Annotated in this window: 22 protein-coding genes and 3 tRNA genes; 9 read left to right on the top strand and 16 right to left on the bottom strand. The window is 43.7% G+C overall.

Going from position 1 to position 20962, the window contains the following annotated elements; genetic code table 11:
- Positions 1 to 55 precede the first annotated feature (55 nt).
- The 5 genes from AZH43_RS08925 to AZH43_RS08905 all read left to right on the top strand — a co-directional run bounded on the left by AZH43_RS08925 (position 56) and on the right by AZH43_RS08905 (position 2168).
- Entirely contained in the window at positions 56 to 814 is a 759-nt protein-coding gene (locus tag AZH43_RS08925; protein ID WP_067668837.1) for a Nif3-like dinuclear metal center hexameric protein, read from the top strand.
- A gap of 157 nt (positions 815 to 971) precedes the next feature.
- Positions 972 to 1598 carry a superoxide dismutase gene (locus AZH43_RS08920; protein ID WP_067669133.1) on the top strand — a complete coding sequence of 209 codons (627 nt, stop codon included), beginning with the start codon at positions 972 to 974 and terminating at the stop codon, positions 1596 to 1598.
- A gap of 157 nt (positions 1599 to 1755) precedes the next feature.
- Positions 1756 to 1831 (top strand) — tRNA-Asn (locus tag AZH43_RS08915).
- A 5-nt stretch (positions 1832 to 1836) separates the two neighbouring features.
- Positions 1837 to 1912: transfer RNA gene (locus AZH43_RS08910), tRNA-Asn, on the top strand.
- A gap of 180 nt (positions 1913 to 2092) precedes the next feature.
- A tRNA-Asn gene (locus tag AZH43_RS08905) sits at positions 2093 to 2168 on the top strand.
- Positions 2169 to 2685: 517 nt separating this feature from the next.
- Here AZH43_RS08905 and AZH43_RS08895 read toward each other — a convergent pair.
- The 12 genes from AZH43_RS08895 to AZH43_RS08840 form a co-directional block, all read right to left on the bottom strand.
- Positions 2686 to 3522 carry a DUF4198 domain-containing protein gene (locus tag AZH43_RS08895; protein ID WP_227509799.1) on the bottom strand — a complete coding sequence of 279 codons (837 nt, stop codon included), beginning with the start codon at positions 3520 to 3522 and terminating at the stop codon, positions 2686 to 2688.
- A 138-nt stretch (positions 3523 to 3660) separates the two neighbouring features.
- Positions 3661 to 4314 carry a tRNA-(ms[2]io[6]A)-hydroxylase gene (gene miaE, locus AZH43_RS08890; protein ID WP_067668831.1) on the bottom strand — a complete coding sequence of 218 codons (654 nt, stop codon included), beginning with the start codon at positions 4312 to 4314 and terminating at the stop codon, positions 3661 to 3663.
- Between the two features lie 18 nt (positions 4315 to 4332).
- Entirely contained in the window at positions 4333 to 5058 is a 726-nt protein-coding gene (gene pdxJ / locus AZH43_RS08885; protein ID WP_067668829.1) for a pyridoxine 5'-phosphate synthase, read from the bottom strand.
- Positions 5059 to 5075: 17 nt separating this feature from the next.
- Positions 5076 to 5786 carry a DNA repair protein RecO gene (gene recO, locus AZH43_RS08880; protein WP_193786451.1) on the bottom strand — a complete coding sequence of 237 codons (711 nt, stop codon included), beginning with the start codon at positions 5784 to 5786 and terminating at the stop codon, positions 5076 to 5078.
- Between the two features lie 8 nt (positions 5787 to 5794).
- Positions 5795 to 5986, bottom strand: a complete 192-nt coding sequence (locus tag AZH43_RS08875) for an NF038104 family lipoprotein (protein WP_067669131.1) — start codon at positions 5984 to 5986, stop codon at positions 5795 to 5797.
- 36 nt (positions 5987 to 6022) lie between these two features.
- Positions 6023 to 7051, bottom strand: coding sequence for a GTPase Era (era, locus tag AZH43_RS08870; protein ID WP_067668826.1), 1029 nt, complete (start codon positions 7049 to 7051; stop codon positions 6023 to 6025).
- Complete coding sequence (rnc, locus tag AZH43_RS08865; RefSeq protein ID WP_067668824.1) at positions 7051 to 7749, bottom strand: ribonuclease III; 699 nt, start codon at positions 7747 to 7749, stop codon at positions 7051 to 7053. Before rnc ends, era begins: the two co-directional genes overlap by 1 nt.
- The gene (locus tag AZH43_RS08860) at positions 7721 to 8092 is read right to left on the bottom strand and encodes a DUF4845 domain-containing protein (protein WP_067668822.1); all 372 of its coding nucleotides are present in this window, start codon (positions 8090 to 8092) and stop codon (positions 7721 to 7723) included. The genes rnc and AZH43_RS08860 overlap by 29 nt, the downstream gene beginning before the upstream one ends.
- 22 nt (positions 8093 to 8114) lie before the next feature.
- Positions 8115 to 8942 (bottom strand): signal peptidase I, encoded by an 828-nt coding sequence (lepB, locus tag AZH43_RS08855; RefSeq protein WP_067668820.1) that lies wholly within the window; start codon positions 8940 to 8942, stop codon positions 8115 to 8117.
- Positions 8943 to 8963: 21 nt separating this feature from the next.
- On the bottom strand, positions 8964 to 10781 hold the full coding sequence (gene lepA, locus AZH43_RS08850; RefSeq protein WP_067668818.1) for a translation elongation factor 4: 1818 nt from the start codon (positions 10779 to 10781) through the stop codon (positions 8964 to 8966).
- Positions 10782 to 10951: 170 nt separating this feature from the next.
- Positions 10952 to 11413, bottom strand: a complete 462-nt coding sequence (locus AZH43_RS08845; protein WP_067668816.1) for an acyl-CoA thioesterase — start codon at positions 11411 to 11413, stop codon at positions 10952 to 10954.
- Between the two features lie 121 nt (positions 11414 to 11534).
- Positions 11535 to 12920 (bottom strand): Do family serine endopeptidase, encoded by a 1386-nt coding sequence (locus AZH43_RS08840; RefSeq protein WP_067668815.1) that lies wholly within the window; start codon positions 12918 to 12920, stop codon positions 11535 to 11537.
- 228 nt (positions 12921 to 13148) lie between these two features.
- On the opposite strand from AZH43_RS08840, the gene nadB reads away from it, so the two are divergent.
- A complete protein-coding gene (gene nadB, locus AZH43_RS08835) occupies positions 13149 to 14783 on the top strand; it encodes an L-aspartate oxidase (RefSeq protein WP_067668813.1) in 1635 nt (544 codons plus the stop codon).
- Between the two features lie 169 nt (positions 14784 to 14952).
- Here nadB and AZH43_RS08830 read toward each other — a convergent pair whose 3' ends face one another.
- The 4 genes from AZH43_RS08830 to pabC all read right to left on the bottom strand — a co-directional run bounded on the left by AZH43_RS08830 (position 14953) and on the right by pabC (position 17932).
- Complete coding sequence (locus AZH43_RS08830; protein WP_067668811.1) at positions 14953 to 15378, bottom strand: PaaI family thioesterase; 426 nt, start codon at positions 15376 to 15378, stop codon at positions 14953 to 14955.
- Positions 15379 to 15450: 72 nt separating this feature from the next.
- Positions 15451 to 16056 carry a dTMP kinase gene (gene tmk, locus AZH43_RS08825; protein ID WP_067668809.1) on the bottom strand — a complete coding sequence of 202 codons (606 nt, stop codon included), beginning with the start codon at positions 16054 to 16056 and terminating at the stop codon, positions 15451 to 15453.
- A 9-nt stretch (positions 16057 to 16065) separates the two neighbouring features.
- Complete coding sequence (gene mltG, locus AZH43_RS08820; protein ID WP_067668807.1) at positions 16066 to 17115, bottom strand: endolytic transglycosylase MltG; 1050 nt, start codon at positions 17113 to 17115, stop codon at positions 16066 to 16068.
- 4 nt (positions 17116 to 17119) lie between these two features.
- Positions 17120 to 17932, bottom strand: a complete 813-nt coding sequence (gene pabC, locus AZH43_RS08815; protein WP_067668805.1) for an aminodeoxychorismate lyase — start codon at positions 17930 to 17932, stop codon at positions 17120 to 17122.
- A gap of 181 nt (positions 17933 to 18113) precedes the next feature.
- Between pabC and AZH43_RS08810 the strand changes: the two genes are divergently transcribed.
- The 3 genes from AZH43_RS08810 to AZH43_RS08800 all read left to right on the top strand — a co-directional run bounded on the left by AZH43_RS08810 (position 18114) and on the right by AZH43_RS08800 (position 20951).
- Positions 18114 to 19115, top strand: a complete 1002-nt coding sequence (locus tag AZH43_RS08810) for a sulfate ABC transporter substrate-binding protein (protein WP_067668803.1) — start codon at positions 18114 to 18116, stop codon at positions 19113 to 19115.
- Positions 19116 to 19301: 186 nt separating this feature from the next.
- Positions 19302 to 20315, top strand: a complete 1014-nt coding sequence (locus AZH43_RS08805) for a sulfate ABC transporter substrate-binding protein (protein WP_067668801.1) — start codon at positions 19302 to 19304, stop codon at positions 20313 to 20315.
- A gap of 30 nt (positions 20316 to 20345) precedes the next feature.
- Positions 20346 to 20951, top strand: a complete 606-nt coding sequence (locus AZH43_RS08800; protein ID WP_067668799.1) for an RBBP9/YdeN family alpha/beta hydrolase — start codon at positions 20346 to 20348, stop codon at positions 20949 to 20951.
- The last annotated feature ends 11 nt before the right edge of the window (positions 20952 to 20962 follow it).

Below are 20962 nucleotides of genomic sequence, written 5' to 3'. Positions count from 1 at the left end.
ACAATTAAATGCATGTTTAAATAGTAAAAATTGATATGACAATGGCGGAAGGCAGATGGCTCAATTAAATGACATTATTCAGTGGTGCAATCAGACTTTAAAGTCTGATGAATTTAAAGACTATGCGCCAAATGGCCTGCAAATTGAAGGCAAAACTGAAGTCAAAAAAATTCTGTGCGCAGTTACCGCCTCACAAGATGCAATTGAAGCCACGATAGCGCAGCATGCAGATCTGCTGCTGGTGCATCATGGCTTTTTTTGGAAAGGCGAAGCATATCCAATCACCGGAATGCGGGGCAAGCGCATTAAGAGCCTGATTAAACATGATATTTCCTTAGTTGGCTACCACTTGCCTTTAGACAGCCATCCGACTCTTGGCAATAATGCTGCGATTGCCGATATTTTAGAACTCAAGAATATTGAAGCGCTTGATCCAAGCGAACGCAACCCAATTGGTAACATTGGCTATTTAACAGAAGCGATGTCACCAGAAGCATTTAAAACTTTGCTTACTGAGCGTCTAGGCTTTCATGCAATTCACTTGCCTGCAAACAAAACCAGCATTCAAAAAATTGGCTTCTGCACGGGTGGTGCGCAAGATTACATTTCCAAAGCCTTTGAGCAAGGCTGTGATGCCTATATTTCAGGTGAAGTCAGCGAACGCACCTTCTATGAAGCCAAAGAACTCAATGTTCATTATTATGCCTGCGGCCACCATGCAACCGAGCGTTATGGTGTTCAACGCTTGGCAAAAGCTATTTCAGAACAGTTCAATATTGAGTATAGTTATTTCGAATTAAACAATCCGATTTAATTTAGTAAAAGCCTGCTTTTGGCATTTTCCTTTATACGTATAAATTCGAGCTTTATTCTGTATTCTTATTTATAAGCAATGCGCAATTTTGCCCAAGAATCTATTACAATAAAGCCACTTAATGTCAAAACCCAGCAAAATGCAAGGAATTGAAAACATGACAACGATTACTTTACCAGCTTTACCTTATGGTTACGAAGATCTTGCTCCGCACATCAGCAAAGAAACTTTAGAATACCATCACGACAAACACCACAACACTTATGTGGTTAACCTGAACAACCTGATCAAAGGCACAGATCTTGAAGGTAAAACTTTAGAAGAAATCATTAAAGCTGTTGCTGGCGATGCTTCTAAAGCAGGCGTATTCAACAACGCTGCGCAAGTTTGGAACCACACTTTCTACTGGAACTGTATGGCTAAAAACGGCGGCGGTAAAGCGACTGGCGCTTTGGCTGCTAAAATTGACGAAGCTTTCGGTTCTTACGAAAAATTCGCTGAAGAGTTTGCTGCTGCGGCAACAACTCAATTCGGTTCAGGCTGGGCATGGTTAGTTGCTGACGAAGTAAACGGCAACCTGTCTATTCTAAAAACTGCAAATGCTGATACTCCGCTTGCTCATGGCAAAGTTGCAGTATTAACAATTGACGTTTGGGAACACGCTTACTACATCGATTTCCGCAATGCACGTCCTAAGTACATCTCTACTTTCTTAGAAAGCCTTGTAAACTGGGATTACGCAAATGCTAAATATGCAGGTCAAGCTGCTGGCGTTGAAAAATAAGATTTAAAATAATCTTATTTTTTGCATAAAAAATCACCCTTTAAGGGTGATTTTTTTATTCATCAGATACAAACGAATATTTATAAAGCAAACAATTCATTTCTTTACAGTATTTAGTTGACGGCTTTAGTTTTCATCCCTAAAATGCGCATCAGATTCTCCAATAGCTCAGTCGGTAGAGCGACGGACTGTTAATCCGCAGGTCCCTGGTTCGAGCCCAGGTTGGAGAGCCATCTATTCTTCCATAGCTCAGTCGGTAGAGCGACGGACTGTTAATCCGCAGGTCCCTGGTTCGAGCCCAGGTGGAAGAGCCAAGATTCTAAAAATCCCCATACATGCACATGATATGGGGATTTTTTTCACCAGAAATTCTCAAACCTAGCCCACATCATCAATTCAACTAACCCTTTGATTAGTTTTAATTCACTCAGTACAATTTTATAGACTTTAGGCTTGACCATTCCCCTTTCACTGCCTAAAATCCTTGACTAGATTCTCCAATAGCTCAGTCGGTAGAGCGACGGACTGTTAATCCGCAGGTCCCTGGTTCGAGCCCAGGTTGGAGAGCCAAATTCTAAAAGCCCACGCATTATGACTTGGGCTTTTTTATGCATAAAAATAATTATAAGGTACTAACTGAATAATAATTCTAGAAAATTAGAAATGTATATTCCACCGCTTAAAGCAAAATCAAAAGACTTCTACGGCTCAAATCCATTGCCTATTCTGGCTGCAATCATGACTCTGCATGACCGAAGTCTTGAAAATATCCGTGTGCGGTTCTTAGCTATTTCAGCACTTGTTTTTTATTGCCTTTACACCATGACTTTGAATATTCATTACATGATTATCAGCTGTTTAATCATGCCGATTGCGCGCGTTTTATATATTTTCTCAAACAGTTATTTCCAGTTTATCTATTTAGGCAGATTTCTCCTTGCAATATTATGGCGGAATCAATAAAGACATTCTAATAAAAAGGCATGCCGCTCATTATTAACTTCGCCTTATTTTCAAACTAAACAGCCGGCAGCCATGAATAGACAAAACTAGGGAATGCTGAAAGCAGCATCCCCAATATTTCTGCTTAGTCTGCAGTCACATTAAAACTCAATGTATATTTGTAGCGCTTCAATTCATTGCCTTTATGATCAAATGGCTGCTGATAATCTATGTTTAGCAAATACTGCCCTTTCTCAGGCAACACAAAATTTAGCATTCCCTGCGCATCTGTTTTAATACTCTGCAATATTTTGCCTTCGCGGCTAAAATTTGTTGTTTGCATTAAAATTTCGGCATTCAAATGATCAACTCCTTGGCCTTCATCCAAAATTTTAAACTGAATTGGCTGATTTACTCGAATAGCATTTGGATGCGTTAAAAACTGTACATCAAACCCGCCATGCAATTGTTCAACAGCTGCATTGCTTATTATTCTGCGCGATATAAAAGTTTCAATAATTTCGTGTGTTTGAACAATTTTAATTTTTGCATTTTTAGCCAATTGCGAACGGTAAACCACGTTCGGATTGTTTGGCTTATCCGCTGCAGACTGCCCGCCAATTAGAGCTTTCCACTCTTTATTTACCTGCGCAAAACTGCTTATGCTGCCCGTCTTTTCACCGCGAAATCGGTAAGTTCCATCAGTTTTATTTTCCAAACTATAACTGCTCAAAGTTTGCGTTCTCGCCCAATCAGCTTCCGTTAACTCAAGCTTTGCGCCAGCTGGCGAATACACATCGAACTTAAAATTTTTAATCGCGATTTCCGAAACAAAAGGATTATCATAAAATCCGGAAATAATAGCCGTATGATTATTAAAAGTTTGATAACTCAATGGCGCAACAAAAGGATAATGGGCCTGTGCGGTTCCTGCCGCCATCAATACACCGCCAGCCAAACCAAGGGCTTGAATAAGTCTCATCATGAACTGCTATTGAAAAGTTACCTTAGTGTAGGATCAGCGCAAGAAAATGTAAATAATTCCTATTTACATTTAATCAATAAGCATAAAAAAATCCCTCACGCATGAAGGATTTCGTCTATTTCATTTATGAACCGCTTAGGCTGCTTTAATAGGCACGCCGCTATGGAAACGGAATAACTCATCTGGAGTTAAAATCAGCTCTTTTTCTACTTCACGGATATGCTCAATGCGCATTTGAATATCTTCGCTAGGATTCTTGAGTTTAGATGCAGTTGCAACATTCATCGCCAAAGCCAAATAATCCTCATAGTGCCGTGATTCCGACTTCAGCAAGTAACGGTAATAACGGCCTAACTCCTCGTCCACCCGCGGTGCGAGCGCATAAAAACGCTCACAGGAGCGCGCCTCAACAAAAGCGCCGATAACCAGAATATCAATCAACGCTTCCGGTTCGTATGTGCGTACTTCTTTACGCAATCCGCCGGCATATCGGCCTGCACTGATTGCAGTCCACGCTTGCCCGCGCTTTGCCATAAACTCAAGCACTTGCTCATAATGCAGCATTTCTTCACGCACCAGCTGTGCAAGCTTCACTTGCAAATCAGAAAAGAAACTGTAGCGGAACATCAGATTCATGGCGGTACTGGCCGCCTTCTTCTCACAGTTCGCATGATCCTGCATCAGAATGTCTAAATTCTCTACCGCTTCATCCAGCCATGCTTGAGGAGTTTCACAGCCCAAGAAACCAATCACTGGCTTCATTAACTCATCGTAATTGATATTTGACATATTTCTAAACTAATAAAATTAACGTGCAGCTTGAATTGCCGCTTTCATTTGCTGTACTGCTTGCTCAAGCCCAACAAACACAGCTTCAGCAATAATGGAATGACCAATGTTTAATTCATGAATTTGCGGAATCCGCGCAATTGGGGCGACATTTTCAAGGTTTAAACCGTGTCCCGCATTAACAATTAAGCCTTTTGATGCCGCATATTCAGCACCCTGAATAATACGTTCTAATTCATACTGCTGCTCTTCAGGAGTTTCTGCATCGGCATAGGCCCCAGTATGCAATTCAATCGTCGGCGCACCGCAAGCCACCGCCGCATCAATCTGCGCAATATCAGCATCAATGAACAAAGAGACTTCACAGCCGATAGCTGCCAATGCCTGTGTTGCATTTTTAACGTCTTCAAAATGCCCAAGCACATCTAAGCCGCCTTCAGTAGTGACTTCCTGACGTTTTTCCGGAACAAAACACACATGATGCGGCTGAATTTCTTTGGCGAAAGCCACCATTTCCGGCGTTACCGCCATCTCTAAATTCATATGCGTCTTTAATACGGGACGCATGCGGCGCACATCATCATCCTGAATATGGCGGCGGTCTTCACGCAAATGCAAAGTAATGCCTTCTGCACCTGCCTCTTCGCAAATCTGCGCAGCCTTTACAGGATCAGGGTAAGCGGTGCCACGAGCTTGCCGCAAAGTCGCCACATGGTCAATATTTACACCTAATGATGCAGCCATAATATTTTCCTAAATTGCTATGATGTTTGTGAATTCTGTATCCATAGCTGACGGCTTTTCAATGGCCGGTCACCCAGCAATGAACTGATCATCTGCCGGTAAAGCTTGGACAATAATTGTAACTGTTCTGAATTAAAATCCCTACCTTTTTCATAGCTGCACATCGATAGGATTTGCTGACCGCTTAACGCAGCGCGGGAGACCTGTACAGTAGGCATAAAGCCATCATTCAATTGAAAAATGTATTGCTGCAGCGCAGTAATTTCCTGCTGATTGGCATCGCTGGAAAAATCTAAGGAATAGCCCAGCTCTTCCAGCAGTTCATGTTCAAATCTGCGTAAAATTTGCTTTAAAAATAAATTGGGATTTTCCTGCTGCGCTAAATGCTGCAGCTGCGCTAAAGTTTCAGCATATTGCAGATAAGTCTGCGGCATTTCCACTTCTAAAGGACATAATCGCAATAGAACTTCATTTAAATAAAACCCTGAAAAAAAAGCATCGCCAAAAAAGAAAATCGGCTGATTGACAATTTCAAGTTTAGTAAAATTTTTTAAATCTGATTTGCCAGAAGCCTGCAGGCAGATTGGCTGATATTGCGGTGGCGGAGTTTGCCGAAGAATGCCGTCAACGCGCCCATGCTCCTGTGTAAACAGATGCACGATATGGCTTCGTTCCCGATATTTTCTATGATGGATCAGATAACCATGCAATATTTCATTACGCATGATCGGATGAATTAATCCTTATCTTTTTTATTATGATCGTCTTCATCATCCCCATCAGGAATGACTGCACCCACAACAGCTGCAGTGCCTTTAACCACACCTTTTGTTGTTTTATAGGCAATTTTAACAGGAACGGTAACAATCTTATGAATGCAGCCTTGCAGAAACAACACGCACACAGCTATAGCCAACACTTTCATCATTACCATTCCCTCTTCGTTCTACCTTAATTACAGCAATTAAATATCGCTATAACCCAAGCTCTTCAATGCACGCTCGTCATCAGACCAGCCGCCTTTAACTTTCACCCAAAGCGTCAGCATGATTTTCTGCTCGAACATCTTTTCCATATCGACACGCGCATCCATACCGATTTTTTTCAGTTTCGCGCCCTTTTCACCAATTACAATCGCTTTTTGACCGGGACGGTCGACAAAAATTGTAGCATCAATATAGGTGCATGCCGGTTTTGGGCGGCCTGTTTTTTCATTAATTGTCGCTTCTTCTGTTTTAAACGATTCAATTTGAACCGTTAAATCATAAGGCAGCTCTTCGCCCAATTGGCGCATGATTTTTTCACGAATCACTTCAGACGCCAAGAAACGCTCTGAACGGTCTGTCAACTGTTCCAATGAATATAGCGGCGGCTGGAAAGGCAAGTAATTTTCAATCGTATTGCGCAAATGATCCAGGTTTGCACCGCGAAGCGCTGAAACCGGTACAATTTCAGCAAAATTCATGAGTTTTGCGCGCTCTTGAATCAATGGCAGCGCATGGTTTTTATTTTCAAGCGTATCAATTTTATTGATCACAAGAATAACCGGCATTTCCGCATTCTTCAGTTTTTCCAAAACCAATTCATCGTTTTGTGTCCACTTATCTGCATCAAGAACAAACAGAACAAGGTTCACGTCACGCAGCGCTGAATGCGCGGCGCGGTTCATCATTTTATTGATGGCGCGCACTTCTTTTTTATGCATCCCCGGGGTATCGACAAATACCGCTTGAGATTTTTCACGCGAATCAATGCCCACAATTTTATGGCGTGTGGTTTGCGGCTTACGTGAAGTAATGGACAGTTTCTGGCCCAAAATATGGTTCATTAACGTTGACTTGCCAACGTTTGGACGGCCCACAATAGCAACAAAACCGCTCTTATAGTCAGAAGGAATAGTCGTACCTTGTGAACTGAAGAATTGATTAATTAAATCATTGCCGCTGTCTTGCGGCTCGTGATCAGCATCGATGTGATCGGAATGAGTAGTCATTAAGACTTTTTCTCCAAAATTTCTAAAATATCTGCCGCTACAGCCTGTTCAGCAAAACGGCGGCTTGATCCTTCACCATATTTTACAGGCAGGCCATCAACAATGCATTCCACCTTGAAATGCTGATTTGGCGCATCGCCTTGAATATCTACAACATCGTAAGCCGGTAAAGGTTTTTTACGCGCTTGCAAATACTCCTGTAATCGTGACTTCGGATCTTTCAGCTGATCAGTTGGCTCAATATGATCCAAATATGGCACATACCATTTCAGAACAATAGGTTCCAGAATTTTCAAATCCTGACAATCTACATATATAGCGCCAATAATCGACTCTACGGTATCAGCAAGTATAGACTCGCGATGATGACCGCCAGATTTCAATTCACCTGTGCTTAAAATTAAATTTTGGCTTAATTTTAAGTCATTGGCAATTTTACCTAAGGCTTCCTGACGCACCAGCGTAGCACGCATGCGGGTCAATCTGCCTTCATTCTCATGCGGATAAGCATGATAGAGATAATTGGCAATAATCATCCCTAACAATGAATCGCCCAGATATTCCAGGCGCTCATAGTTGGTTTTATGGCTCACCGATCGGTGGGTCAAGGCCAGCTGCAGCAATTCAGGGTGTTTAAACTGATAACCGATACGGCTGGCTAAACGTGCATCATTTAGCTTGGACTGAGCTTTGATCAAAACTTTTCTCGAACTTCAACACAATATCTATATTCAATAAGAAAGGCTTTCTTATTTCATAATCTTTTTTCACTTGCAGACCATCAACATTAGTAGCTTGCGCAACATCCTTGAATTTCAAATCACGGATATTATTCATCTGTAAGCGCTTATCTACTTCTTCTGCAAATTTAGCTGGACTTAAATTTTTTGGACCATCTTTTAATTGCGTTTCAATCTGTTTATCAATTAAACGATCGTCCAAATACGGTCCCCAAACCGCGATTGCAATTTTAGCCATAAAAGCCAAACCAATAATTGCAATCAGAATTGCAATATACGATGCCCCTTGCTGGTGTCGCATTTTTTATTTTCCTAATCATGCATTAATCAATTTTGCCGTTACGGCTAAATGACGGCAATTTAAAACCAGGCTCTTTATGCATCCATTTATAGAAAGCACGGCCCGTTAAGTTCTCTTCCGGCACAAATCCCCAGAAACGGCTGTCAGCACTCTGATCGCGATTATCCCCCATCGCGAAGTATTGACCTTCTGGAACTTTCACTTCCCAATATAAACCATTTTCATTTGAATATTTACCATTATCTAAATAATTGATAAATGGCGCTTGACGGGCAATATTCACGCCCTCAAGTTCACGCATGGTAAAGGTGTGCGCACCCAATGTCTCTTTATGGTAAATAGACGTTGGCGTATCCTGCACATCTTTTGCACGGCTGAATTCTACAGGAACTTTAGGCACTTTTTGGCCATTAATTGTCAATTGGCCATGATCATAGACAATGTGATCACCCGGTAAGCCGACTACACGCTTGATATAGCTGATGCTGGGCTGAGGCGGATAACGAAATACAATTACATCACCGCGCTCAGGCTCACCGATACTGATGATTTTTTTATTCACGATTGGCAGACGGACGCCATAATCAAATTTATTCACCAGAATAAAATCACCAGTTTCTAAAGTTGGCACCATAGAATCTGAAGGAATATTAAATGGTTCATATAAAAAAGAACGCAATACTAAAACGACTGCCAAGACAGGCCAGAAATCATACGCCCAAGTAATAATGACATTTTCATTGCCCTTGCCTTTAGTTTGCCGCTGTTTCCAGACAAGCTTATCCAGCAGCCACACCAAAAAGAAAATCAGCGTAACAGGTACAAGGATTAAATTAAAATCAAAATCCATGAGCGTAATGACCTCTAGTTATTATCTATCTACTTTCAAAACAGCAAGGAACGCTTCTTGCGGGATTTCAACACTGCCCACTTGCTTCATGCGTTTCTTGCCTTCTTTTTGCTTAGACAAAAGTTTCTTCTTACGTGAAACGTCGCCGCCATAACATTTTGCCAATACGTTTTTACGCATTGCCTTAACTGTTGAACGGGCAATAATCTGCGCGCCAATCGCGGCCTGAATGGCAACATCAAACATTTGACGCGGAATCAAGTCTTTCATTTTCTCGACCAGCGCGATTCCGCGGTGGCGCGCATCATTGCGGTGGCAAATCATGGCTAAAGCATCAACTTTGTCCCCATTAATTAGCACATCGACCTTAACCAAAGATGAAGATTCAAAACGGACGAAGTTATAATCCAGTGATGCAAAGCCGCGTGAGCATGATTTCAGCTTATCAAAGAAATCCATCACGACTTCCGCCATCGGGATCTCAAAAGTAATTGCCACTTGATTACCCAAGAACTTCATGTCTTTCTGCACGCCGCGACGCTCAACACATAACGTCATTACATTACCCAGATACTCTTGCGGTACCAGAATATTGCATTCTGCAATCGGTTCACGTAAATCTTCGACTGTTGAGCCATCCGGCATTTTAGATGGGCTGTCGATGTATTTGGTGTCACCATTTTTCATCACAGCTTCATAGATCACAGTTGGCGCAGAGCTGATCAGGTCTAAATCATACTCACGCTCTAAACGTTCCTGCACGATCTCCATATGGAGCATGCCCAAGAAACCGCAGCGGAAGCCGAAGCCTAACGCATCTGAGCTTTCCGGTTCAAAGAACAAAGCAGAGTCATTGATTTGAAGTTTATGCAGCGCTTCACGGAAGGGTTCAAAATCGCTCGCATCAATCGGGAATAAACCTGCATAGACTTGCGGTTTTACCTTTTTAAAGCCTGGCAAAGTTGCAACTTCCGGCGTCGTCGCAAGTGTAATGGTATCGCCCACTGGCGCGCCAAAAATATCTTTAATGCCGGCAATGACAAAACCGACTTCACCGGCTTCCAATATGCCAGTTTCTGTGTGCTTCGGATTAAAGATACCCACAGAAGTAATGATGTGTGTTTGACCAGTCGATTTGACCAGCATCTTATCGCCTTTGCGCACGCGGCCATGCTTAATGCGCACCAAAGATACAACACCCAAGTAATTATCAAACCAAGAGTCAATAATTAAGGCTTGCAATGGTGCTTCACGGTCACCCTGCGGCGCTGGAATCACATCAACTAATGTTTCTAAAACTGACTCTACACCTAAACCTGTTTTTGCAGAACAGGTTGGCGCATGCGTGGCTTCAATCCCAATAATTTCTTCAATTTCATGAATAACGCGCTCAGGTTCAGCCTGAGGCAAATCAATTTTATTCAGAACAGGAAGAACTTCTAAATTCTGTTCAATTGCGGTATAGCAGTTCGCAACTGATTGCGCCTCTACGCCTTGCGCAGCGTCAACCACCAGCAATGCGCCTTCACAAGCCGCTAAAGAACGAGATACTTCATAAGAAAAGTCTACGTGCCCCGGGGTATCAATGAAGTTCAGCTGGTATTCTTGACCATTGGGATGCGTATAGTACAAGGTAACAGAAGCTGCTTTAATCGTAATGCCGCGCTCCCGCTCCAGTTCCATTGAATCTAGAACTTGAGCCTGCATTTCACGGTCCTGCAAGCCGCCGCACATTTGAATAAAGCGGTCGGCAAGTGTCGATTTACCATGATCGATATGCGCAATAATCGAAAAATTACGAATGTTTTTTATATCAACAGATTTTTTAGCTTGCGCCATGGGCTACCTTGGAAAAAAACGCGCTGTGCATGCAATATATAATGCACAGCAAAACTGATTAGAAATTGCGGAGGATTATAGCAGATGGATATTTTAATGTATCCAAAATAATAAACTCCTTTTAGCAATTACACGCCTGCATTCATGGCGCTGCGGCTGAATCCGTTAAATTATTCATCGGCACTGGCATCATAGATGCCGAAATCTGCCGGATTTTCGGAATCCGCCAGCGGCTGGTAAGCCTGTGTGAATGTAGGTGACATGCGTTTTGGGCGGCCTGTCGCAATTTCTATGCACGCCCATTGCGTATTGCCTGTAAACAAGACCGCTTTATCTTTGGGGCGGTAAAATGCATATTGGCGGAAGGAATACAGGGCATTAATGTCATTCAGCCAAGTCCGAAGAATAATTTCATCGCCTTCCATCGCCGCTTTCCGGTATTGCACATGATGCTCCACCGCAACCATGGCGTGCTTCAGTTCCAAATATTCCTTTAAACCCAGCCCCAGCGCTTCTATATGCGCTGTAGCAACATCCTGCATCCAGCTGACATACACCACATTATTCACATGGCCCAAAGCATCAATATGTTCTGGCTGTACGGTAATTTTCAAATCAAATATGCTGCTCATTTTCCCTTCTTAACTGGCAAATCTGCAGCCCACAGTCTACGGGAATTCTGCACGCAGTAAATTGCAAAAAATAAAAACCGCCTATAAAGGCGGTGTTCATTTGACCTAAAGCTGAATTTAATTATTCAATGCGCATTCCAACAATTGCCCGCTGGCCCTCGCGGATAATGGTGACACGGGCGACCGTATTCTTTTTCAAGTCTGAAACCGCTGCAATAAAGTCACTGGTATTATTAATGGCCTTATTGTTAATTTGGATTACTGCATCGCCGGACATTAAGCGGGCTTGAGCGGCGATGCCGCCACGGCGCACATCCTGAATCAATACTCCGCCTTTGGTATCCAGCTGTTTAATTTCACTTGCATTTAAATCACGAATACTGACACCCAATATTGGCCCTTTGCTTTGCTGCTGCGCTGCATCTGATTTTGCAGGGGTATCATCCGGCGCTGTCGCAAGCGTTGCAGAAATATTGCGGCGGCTGTCATCACGCAGCACTTCCAATTGAATGCTTTGATTTGGCACAGCGCGGTTTAAATAGTTCAGAAGTTCAGATGTACGTGAAATCGGCGTACCATTGAATTTCAAAATCACATCGCCCGCTTTAAAACCCGCTTTGGCAGCAGGCGAGTTAGGCGCAACCTGAGTAATGAGTGAACCTTCCGGTTTCGCCAATTTATAAGATTCCGCCAAGTTTCGGTCAATATCCTGCAGGCTGACACCTAAATAGGCGCGAGTGACTTTGCCATGTTTTTTCAGCTGATCCGCAACATCCATGGCAACATCAATAGGAATAGAGAACGACAAGCCCATGTAACCGCCTGTACCGCTGAAAATCCGCGAATTGACCCCCACCACTTCACCGCGCTGATTAAATAGCGGGCCACCAGAGTTTCCAGGGTTCAACGCGACATCTGTTTGGATAAACGGCACCGATGTTTCACCCATCATATTGCGCATTTTCGCGCTGACAATACCCGCAGATGCAGAGTAATCAAATCCAAATGGCGAACCGATGGCCAATACAGGCTCACCCACTTTCAGCTGACCCACATTGCCTGTACGCAGTTCAGGAAAACCTGAGCCTGCCACTTTCAATAACGCTACGTCTGTGCGCTCATCACTGCCGACAACGGTTGCATCAATTTCACGGCGGTCATTCAAAACAATAGTAACTTTCGAGGCATCTTCAACCACATGATGATTCGTCAGCAAATAGCCATCTTTACTGATAAAAAATGCGCTGCCGTATGCAGTTTTTTCCTGCGGCATTTGCTGCTGCGGAATAATGACCTGATTGCCGAAAAAGCGTTTTAAAATTTCAGGAACCTGCTGCTGCAAAAGCTCTTCTTGGCTCAGCTTTTTGACCACATTGACGCTCACGACAGCTGGACTCACCTGTTCAACCAGATTGGAAAAATCCACGGGAGCCGCCGCATGCGCCTGAACAGCAGCAACAGTGAAGACTGCAGCATATAATCCTTTTTGCATATTTTGATTTTTCATCTTAAGCATTCACTCAAATTATTGATGTTTTGAAATATGATTGGTTTTACCATAAAGCATGTAACTGCATCGTTACAATATGTTTGAATATATTCTAATAAACAGTGGCTTAATCATTCCTTAAAATTTACAGCATTATTAATATTATTCATTAAGCCAAAGCGTTTTTGCTCTTGCCTTTTGATCAAAAAAGCGTTGTGATTACCGAACTTTTTTTCAAATTAGCTGATGGAAATGCCTAATTTAGAAACAACTCATCATTTTGATGTCATCATTGTAGGAAGCGGCGGCGCTGGACTAAGCCTAGCCCTGTCCCTGCCGGATCATTTCAATATTGCTGTTTTAGCAAAATCGACCCTTACCGATGCAAGCACTTATTTTGCGCAAGGCGGTGTTGCTGCGGTTTTAGACAAAACGGATTCGATTGAACAGCACATTGATGACACAATGATTGCCGGCGCACATTTGTGTGAGCGGGATGCAGTGAAGCAAACAGTTGAAGGCGGCAAACCTTCCGTCGATTTCCTGCTGGAACATGGCGTGCAATTTACTTTGGATGAGCAGGAACAGCTCCATCTCACGCGTGAAGGCGGACATTCTCAGCGCCGCATTATTCACGCCGCCGATGCAACTGGGCGCGCAATTTCCACCACACTGGTTCAGCGCGCTCAAGAAAAATCCAACATCAGCATTTTTGAAAACTATATTGCAATTGATCTGATTACTTCGCAAAAGCTTCACCATCATGGCGAAAACCGCGCATTAGGCCTCTATGCGCTGGATGAAAAAACAGAAAAAGTGCATACCTTCCTCGCGCCTTTTACTGCTTTGGCCTGCGGCGGCGCAATGAAAGCCTACCTATACACGTCCAATCCGGATATTGCTACGGGCGACGGCATTGCTATGGCTTACCGTGCAGGCTGCCGTGTTGCGAATATGGAATTCAACCAATTTCATCCAACTTGCCTTTATCACCCTCAAGCGCGTTCTTTCTTAATTACGGAAGCAATGCGCGGTGAAGGCGCATATTTACGCTTGCCGGATGGTGAACGGTTTATGCTGCGGTTTGACGAACGTGCTGAACTTGCGCCACGCGATATTGTCGCACGCGCTATTGACTATGAAATCAAACGTCTGGGCATCCGCCATGTATGGCTGGATATCACCCATCAGCCTGCTGAATTTGTGAAAGAGCATTTCCCGACGCTGTATGAACGCTTACTTGAATTGGGTATCGACATTACCCAAGAAATGATTCCGGTTGTTCCAGCGGCGCATTACACCTGCGGCGGTGTGGTTGTTGATGAAAATAGCGAAACAGATATTTCAGGCTTGTATGCCATTGGTGAAACTTCTTATACAGGTTTGCACGGCGCAAACCGCATGGCAAGCAACTCGCTTTTAGAATGCTTCGTGTACGGCATGGCAGCGGCCAAGCATATTGAAGCTGGCCTGCAGGCAGAATATGCATCGCCTAAAGTGCCTGTGTGGGATGATTCTCAAGTCACCAACCCTGATGAAGATGTGGTGATTTTGCAAAACTGGGATGAGCTGCGCCAAACCATGTGGAACTATGTCGGTATTGTCCGCACCACGAAACGCCTGCAGCGCGCTTTACACCGTATTGAAATGCTCAAGCGCGAAATCACCGAATATTATCAGGACTATCAAGTCAGTAAAAACTTGATTGAACTTCGCAACTTGGTTCTAGTGTCTGAAATGATTGTGCGCTGCGCGATGGAACGTAAAGAATCCCGCGGCTTGCATTACACCTTGGACTATCCAGAATTAAGCCCAGAATTACGCAAAACAGTACTCACGCCGCCGAACTTTCAAGTACAGACGCCATTAGTGAATACTTAATATCAATCGTTTGATTTTCCATCATCAATCCATTAATTGGCTTATTTTAAGAGACATTGCTATAAGGCAATGTTTCTTTTTTAATTATCCAGATGATGTATGCAGTCAAAGATATATTTTCTTTAATGCTTTTTTGTCGCTTAAAGCACTATTTCACGGCATCAGCTGTTCATTTTTGATTTTTCGGTGGAATAGAATAAGTTCCTGTCACATGCGCTACAGGTTCATCCATTTGATCGACCGAATAAATCCAAACCTCTGCAACAATCAACGCCTTGCCGACTTTGATCAGCTTGCAAATGCCTCTTAGGTTTTGATCAGCTGAGGGTTTGCGCAGGAAATTGATATTCATATTGGTGGTGACGGCTAAGCCCACTATGCCTATTTCCCCCAAAATAGCGGCATACATGGCAAAGTCAGCCAGTGTCATGATTGTTGGCCCTGAAATTGTATTGCCTGGGCGCAAATCATTTACCCCGACACGCCAGACCAAAGAAGCTCCCTTTTCAGTTACCTCTTCTATTTCACAATTCGCTAGACTCGGTGCAAAATCGCGCTTTAAAAAATCAATAATGTCCTGTTTGCTGCTTCTCATAAAAAAAGATCATCCATAACTTTTGCTATGCATGATCTTGTAAATGAGTTGCGCAAAGAAAGCTATGGCATTTTAGACAGAGTCCAAATACTGCAGCGCTTGCGTCAAGACCTGCTCCGGCGCTTGTGATGCATCTAAACGCTTCATGCGTTCAGGATGTCGCTCTGAGAGTGTTTGGTAGCCCATACGGACTTTCTCAAAGAAAGTGACTTTCTCTTGTTCAAAACGGTCCAATGCGCCGCGTGCGCGGGCACGGTTCATGCCTAATTCAATCGGGGCATCAAGCCAAAAAGTAAAATCCGGCATCCGGCTGACAAAGCTATCATTCAGCACTTGCAGTTTGGCTTCACTTAAGCCCCGGCCTGCACATTGATAGGCAAAGCTGGCATCAGTGAAACGGTCACACAATACAATTTGACCGGCTTGCAGCGCAGGCAGAATCACTTGTTCTAAATGCTGCGCACGGGCTGCATACATTAGCAGCAGCTCAGTATCATTGCTCATTTGCTCTTCATGATTCACAGACAGCAGCAATGAACGGATCTGCTCTGCCATCGGCGTTCCGCCTGGTTCGCGCGTCAGCACCACTTCGCGCCCCTGCGCGGTCAGATGATCATAAATTTTACGGATGAGCGTGGTTTTGCCAACCCCTTCAGTGCCTTCAAAACTGATAAACATGCTCACTCCTTAATTTTTTGAACGTATAACCGCCAAGTATTCTTGCACAGCACGGTTATGCTCCTGCAGATTGGCAGTAAATTTATGGCCGCCATTGCCTGTCGCCACAAAATAAATGTTATTTGAGCTATCCGGATGCATTGCAGCTTCAATGGCTTTTTTACTTGGCAAAGCAATTGGAGTCGGCGGCAGGCCACTCATGGTATATGTGTTGTATGGTGTGGGCGTGCGTAAATCCTGACGGGTAATATTGCCAGTATATTTACTCCCCATGCCGTAAATGACCGTCGGATCAGTCTGCAAACGCATGCCTTGCTGCAGGCGGCGCACAAACACACCAGATACTTGCTCTAATTCACTGTCTAGGCTGGTTTCTTTTTCCACAATCGACGCCATGATCAGCGCTTCGTATTTATCCTGATATGGTAAACCTTGTGCACGTTTTTCCCATGCCTGATCCAGCGCTTTCATTTGCCGGATATACAAATCTTTTAAAATTTTCTTATCCGATTCGCCTTTCGCAAAGAAATAGGTATCCGGCGCAAATAAGCCTTCAGGATGGCTGTAAGGAATCTCTAAGGCTTTTAAAATTTGTTCATAAGGCAAATTGCTGATGTCATGCGTGACCAGCGGATCACGTTTCAACGCATCAATCAGCTGTTTAAACGTGGTGCCTTCAATCACCAGAATACGGTTCATTTGCGCATTGTCAATATTCGAAATCATCACCATGACTTCACGGATACTCATGCCTTGGCGCACTTCATATACACCCGCTTTCAAGGTGTCATGAATCATCAGCTTTTGATACAGCTTCAGCACCACCGGAAAATTGACTTTATCCTCTTTGGCTAAACGGTCAATAAAGCCTGAATATGTGTCGCCTTCACCAATCGCCAGCATTTGCTTCTTGCCTTCAACCGGATAATCTTTAAATAGGCTGGACCATAAAACAACGCAGATAATGATGGCGAAAGACAGCACCGTCAGCCATACAGCTTTCGGCGGTTTTTGCGGCTGAGACTTTTTCTTTTTAGATTTAGACTTGACTGATGACATAATTTTAGCGGATTTGATTAAGTTTTAAGGTTTTAAACAGTTCGGTACAGGCCTGCACATTAAGTGCAGCACCATTGAGGCTGGATGCAATTTTCATTGGATTCAGTGCATTGCAGAAAAATACACTTTGCAAAGCAGGGATTTCATCCAGATCAACATTTCGCTGCACACATTGGACTCCATGCGATTGCATCCGCGAAAGAATCTCAGCGCGCATTACGCCATGCACGCCATTATAGCGAAGTTCAGGCGTAATCCATGTATCGTTTATTCGAATAAAACAATTACTGCTCACACCTTCAACAATTAGCCCCTGCACATCCATAACCAGCGCTTCCGCCCATCCCTTTTGATCGGCCTCATGCTTCAGCATCACCTGCTCTATACGGTTCAGAGACTTTAAGCCTGCCAAATTCGGCATAGTTAAGCCGATTGCCTGCTCCAATATGCCGCTGTCTGCAATACTGTATTTAAAGTCAGCAACAGCTTGAGGGTAGTAAAAGACCCACACATCTGCGGGATGATCCGGAAGGCTGTAGCCGCGCTGGCCGTCTCCCCGGCTCAGAATAATTTTTACTGTGCCTGAAGCTGCGGCCTCGAATTGGTGGATTTCACCAAGTGTTTGCGCAATGAGTTTTAAATCCGCCTGCAAATACAAGCGCTCATTGGCATTATTCAAACGTGCAAGATGCAAATCATGCAGCTCAATCCTGCCATTGCGCAGACGCGCTGTTGTAAAGCATCCGTCTCCATAATGAAATGCCCGGTCAGTCAATGAAACTTCTGCAATTCGCTGACCATTTTTAAAACATAGCATAGCGGGCGTCCTGTAAATGATGGCCTAGTTTAAGAAGAGTTGGCTGCAATTCCCAGTCTTTTCTGACATAGCTTTTTTATTCATATCAAATTCGTTTCTTATTATTTTTTATACATAAAACTTGCAGATATTCTTCGCTTTGTTAGTAAACACGAATAAATCAAAGTTAAAGGATATTAAAATGCGTTCATTAAAAATCGGGGTACTGGCCGCGCTTATTTCAGCGACATCATTCAGCGCACTGGCTAAAGATTTCTTAAATGTTTCATACGATCCAACACGCGAATTGTATGACAACTTCAATAAAGAATTCAGCGCGTACTGGAAAAAAAGCACGGGACAAGACATCAATTTCAAACAATCGCACGGCGGCTCCGGCAAGCAAGCCCGCTCAGTCATTGATGGCCTTGGCGCCGATGTAGTGACTTTAGCCTTGGCGGCAGATATTGATGAGATTGCTGAAAGAGGCCTGTTGCCTAAAGACTGGCAAAAGAAATTTCCTCAGAACTCAACACCTTACACATCAACCATTGTATTTTTGGTGCGTAAAGGAAATCCGAAAGGCATTAAGGATTGGGGCGATTTAGTAAAACCGGGTGTAGAAATCATTACGCCAAACCCGAAAACATCGGGCGGCGCACGCTGGAACTATTTAGCCGCATGGGCTTGGGCAAAACACCAAGCTGGCGGCAACGATGCAAAAGCGCAAGAATTTGTCCGTCAAATTTATAAACAGACCAAAGTGCTGGATTCTGGCGCACGCGGCGCAACAACGACGTTTGCTGAACGCGGCATAGGCGATGTCTTGCTGGCGTGGGAAAATGAAGCATTTTTGGCCGTGCGCGAACAGCCGGGAAAATTTGAAATTATCACTCCGTCTTTATCTATTCTGGCTGAACCGCCTGTCGCAGTTGTCGAAAAAAATGCCAAAAAGAACGGCAATGAAAATATCGCAAAGGCCTATTTGAATTATTTATATTCTCCAGCAGGTCAAACTGTCGCAGCCAACAACTTCTACCGTCCGCGCAATGCAGCAGTTGCCGCAAAATACAAATCCGTATTCAAACCGCTTAAATTAATTACCATTGATAAAGAATTCGGCGGCTGGACAAAAGTACAGAGCAAGCACTTTGACAATAACGGCGTGTTTGACCAAATCGTGAAAGCCAACAGCGCGAAATAAACACAACTATAGAACAAAATTGAATCGATATATCGGCTATAGCGCTATAGCCGATACATCAAGTGCTCATCAGAATCAACTTATCTCTTTTATTCATATAAAATTCGTTTTTAATTATTTTTTATGCATAAAGAATGGCGTTATTCTGCACTCATGTTACAAAACATTTAGAATTTTGAGGTCCTTATGAGCATTTCAGCAAAGTTGAAACTTGGAGTTTTGGCCGCAGTTGTATCCACTATTTCTTTAGGCGCTGCAGCCAAAGATTTCCTGAACGTATCATACGATCCAACCCGTGAACTGTATGAAAATGTGAATAAGGATTTCAGTAAATACTGGGAAAGCCGTACAGGACAAAAAATCAATTTTAAACAGTCACATGGCGGTTCCGGCAAGCAAGCCCGCTCAGTCATTGATGGCTTGGATGCAGATGTGGTTACGCTGGCTTTAGCCGCGGACATTGATGTAATTGCTGAAAAAGCGAAACTGCTTCCTGCGGACTGGCAAAAGAAACTGCCGAATAACTCTACGCCATATACCTCAACAATTGTGTTTTTAGTACGCAAAGGCAACCCGAAGCACATTAAAGATTGGGGCGATTTAGTAAAACCCGGTGTCGGCATCATCACCCCAAATCCTAAAACTTCAGGCGGCGCGCGCTGGAACTACTTAGCCGCATGGGCTTGGGCTAAACACCAAGCGGGCGGCAATGATGCGAAAGCGCAAGAGTTTGTGCGCAAAATCTATAAAAACACCAAAGTGCTGGACTCTGGCGCACGCGGCGCAACGACCACTTTTGCTGAACGCGGCATAGGCGATGTCTTGCTGGCTTGGGAAAATGAAGCGTATCTCGCCATTCGTGAGCAGCCGGGCAAGTTTGAAATTGTAACCCCGTCTCTGTCTATTTTGGCTGAACCGCCTGTCGCCATTGTGGAAAAAAATGCAGAGAAGAAAGGCAATCTTTACTTAGCCAAAGGCTATTTAAACTTCCTGTATTCTCCACGCGGCCAGCAGATAGCAGCGCAAAACTTCTACCGTCCGCGCGATGCCAAAACATTGGCGCAATATGGAAAAACCTTCAAACCATTGAAACTGGTAACGATAGATCAAGAATTTGGCGGCTGGAACAAAGTACAAAAAGCGCACTTTGAAAATGGCGGTATCTTTGACCAAATTGTAAAGTCTAACAGCGCGAAGTAATTTCCGCTTGACTGAATCAGGAGTATTGACATGACGCATACCGTAATCGTTCCAGGTGTGGGCGGCAGTGAACAGCATCACTGGCAGTCTTGGCTGCAGCGCCAGCTCATGTCCTGCTCCCGCGTTCAGCAAGAAGACTGGAACCATCCTGTACTGAACCATTGGATTTCGCAGTTTGTCAAAACTGTAGCCCCTATTCAGGATGATATCCAAATTGTGGCGCACAGCTTTGGCTGCTTAACCGCGGTTGCAGCGCTGGCGGAGCATCCGGAGCTCAACAGCAGAATCAAAAAATTGATTTTGGTTGCTCCGGCAAACCCTGCCCGTTTTGGGGACGCGGGCTTTGCCCGCGACAGTCAAAATGACTATGCCGCCTATTTCCATCAGCTTAAAATTCATGTGCCTGCCACAATGATCATCAGTGAAAATGATCCTTGGCTGGCCTTTGATGACGCGCAGCTTTTGGCGAAGTCATGGAAACTCAAACCGATCAACGCAGGTTCAGCAGGTCATATTAATGTGGCATCAGGGCATGGCCCTTTTCCTGAGATTTTCAATTATTTGATTTCAGAAAAAACTATGCCGCATATCAACATTCCTGATGAGTACAAGTATTTATTTAAATTTGCAATTTAATCACTGCAACT

Origin of the sequence: Acinetobacter pragensis (assembly GCF_001605895.1) — a bacterium.
In the GTDB taxonomy this organism is placed as follows: Bacteria; Pseudomonadota; Gammaproteobacteria; order Pseudomonadales; family Moraxellaceae; genus Acinetobacter; species Acinetobacter pragensis.
Note: the sequence above shows the minus strand (reverse complement) of the source record. Positions and strands in the feature narration are given on the sequence as shown.

Excerpts from the sequence above, each read along its gene's own strand:
- AZH43_RS08925 (WP_067668837.1), top strand. The coding sequence starts at position 56 with ATGGCTCAATTAAATGACATTATTCAGTGGTGCAATCAGACTTTAAAG.
- AZH43_RS08920 (WP_067669133.1), top strand. The coding sequence starts at position 972 with ATGACAACGATTACTTTACCAGCTTTACCTTATGGTTACGAAGATCTT.
- AZH43_RS08895 (WP_227509799.1), bottom strand. The coding sequence starts at position 3,522 with ATGAGACTTATTCAAGCCCTTGGTTTGGCTGGCGGTGTATTGATGGCG.
- miaE (WP_067668831.1), bottom strand. The coding sequence starts at position 4,314 with ATGTCAAATATCAATTACGATGAGTTAATGAAGCCAGTGATTGGTTTC.
- pdxJ (WP_067668829.1), bottom strand. The coding sequence starts at position 5,058 with ATGGCTGCATCATTAGGTGTAAATATTGACCATGTGGCGACTTTGCGG.
- AZH43_RS08875 (WP_067669131.1), bottom strand. The coding sequence starts at position 5,986 with ATGATGAAAGTGTTGGCTATAGCTGTGTGCGTGTTGTTTCTGCAAGGC.
- era (WP_067668826.1), bottom strand. The coding sequence starts at position 7,051 with ATGACTACTCATTCCGATCACATCGATGCTGATCACGAGCCGCAAGAC.
- AZH43_RS08860 (WP_067668822.1), bottom strand. The coding sequence starts at position 8,092 with ATGCGACACCAGCAAGGGGCATCGTATATTGCAATTCTGATTGCAATT.
- lepB (WP_067668820.1), bottom strand. The coding sequence starts at position 8,942 with ATGGATTTTGATTTTAATTTAATCCTTGTACCTGTTACGCTGATTTTC.
- lepA (WP_067668818.1), bottom strand. The coding sequence starts at position 10,781 with ATGGCGCAAGCTAAAAAATCTGTTGATATAAAAAACATTCGTAATTTT.
- AZH43_RS08845 (WP_067668816.1), bottom strand. The coding sequence starts at position 11,413 with ATGAGCAGCATATTTGATTTGAAAATTACCGTACAGCCAGAACATATT.
- AZH43_RS08840 (WP_067668815.1), bottom strand. The coding sequence starts at position 12,920 with ATGAAAAATCAAAATATGCAAAAAGGATTATATGCTGCAGTCTTCACT.
- nadB (WP_067668813.1), top strand. The coding sequence starts at position 13,149 with ATGGAAATGCCTAATTTAGAAACAACTCATCATTTTGATGTCATCATT.
- AZH43_RS08830 (WP_067668811.1), bottom strand. The coding sequence starts at position 15,378 with ATGAGAAGCAGCAAACAGGACATTATTGATTTTTTAAAGCGCGATTTT.
- tmk (WP_067668809.1), bottom strand. The coding sequence starts at position 16,056 with ATGTTTATCAGTTTTGAAGGCACTGAAGGGGTTGGCAAAACCACGCTC.
- mltG (WP_067668807.1), bottom strand. The coding sequence starts at position 17,115 with ATGTCATCAGTCAAGTCTAAATCTAAAAAGAAAAAGTCTCAGCCGCAA.
- pabC (WP_067668805.1), bottom strand. The coding sequence starts at position 17,932 with ATGCTATGTTTTAAAAATGGTCAGCGAATTGCAGAAGTTTCATTGACT.
- AZH43_RS08810 (WP_067668803.1), top strand. The coding sequence starts at position 18,114 with ATGCGTTCATTAAAAATCGGGGTACTGGCCGCGCTTATTTCAGCGACA.
- AZH43_RS08805 (WP_067668801.1), top strand. The coding sequence starts at position 19,302 with ATGAGCATTTCAGCAAAGTTGAAACTTGGAGTTTTGGCCGCAGTTGTA.
- AZH43_RS08800 (WP_067668799.1), top strand. The coding sequence starts at position 20,346 with ATGACGCATACCGTAATCGTTCCAGGTGTGGGCGGCAGTGAACAGCAT.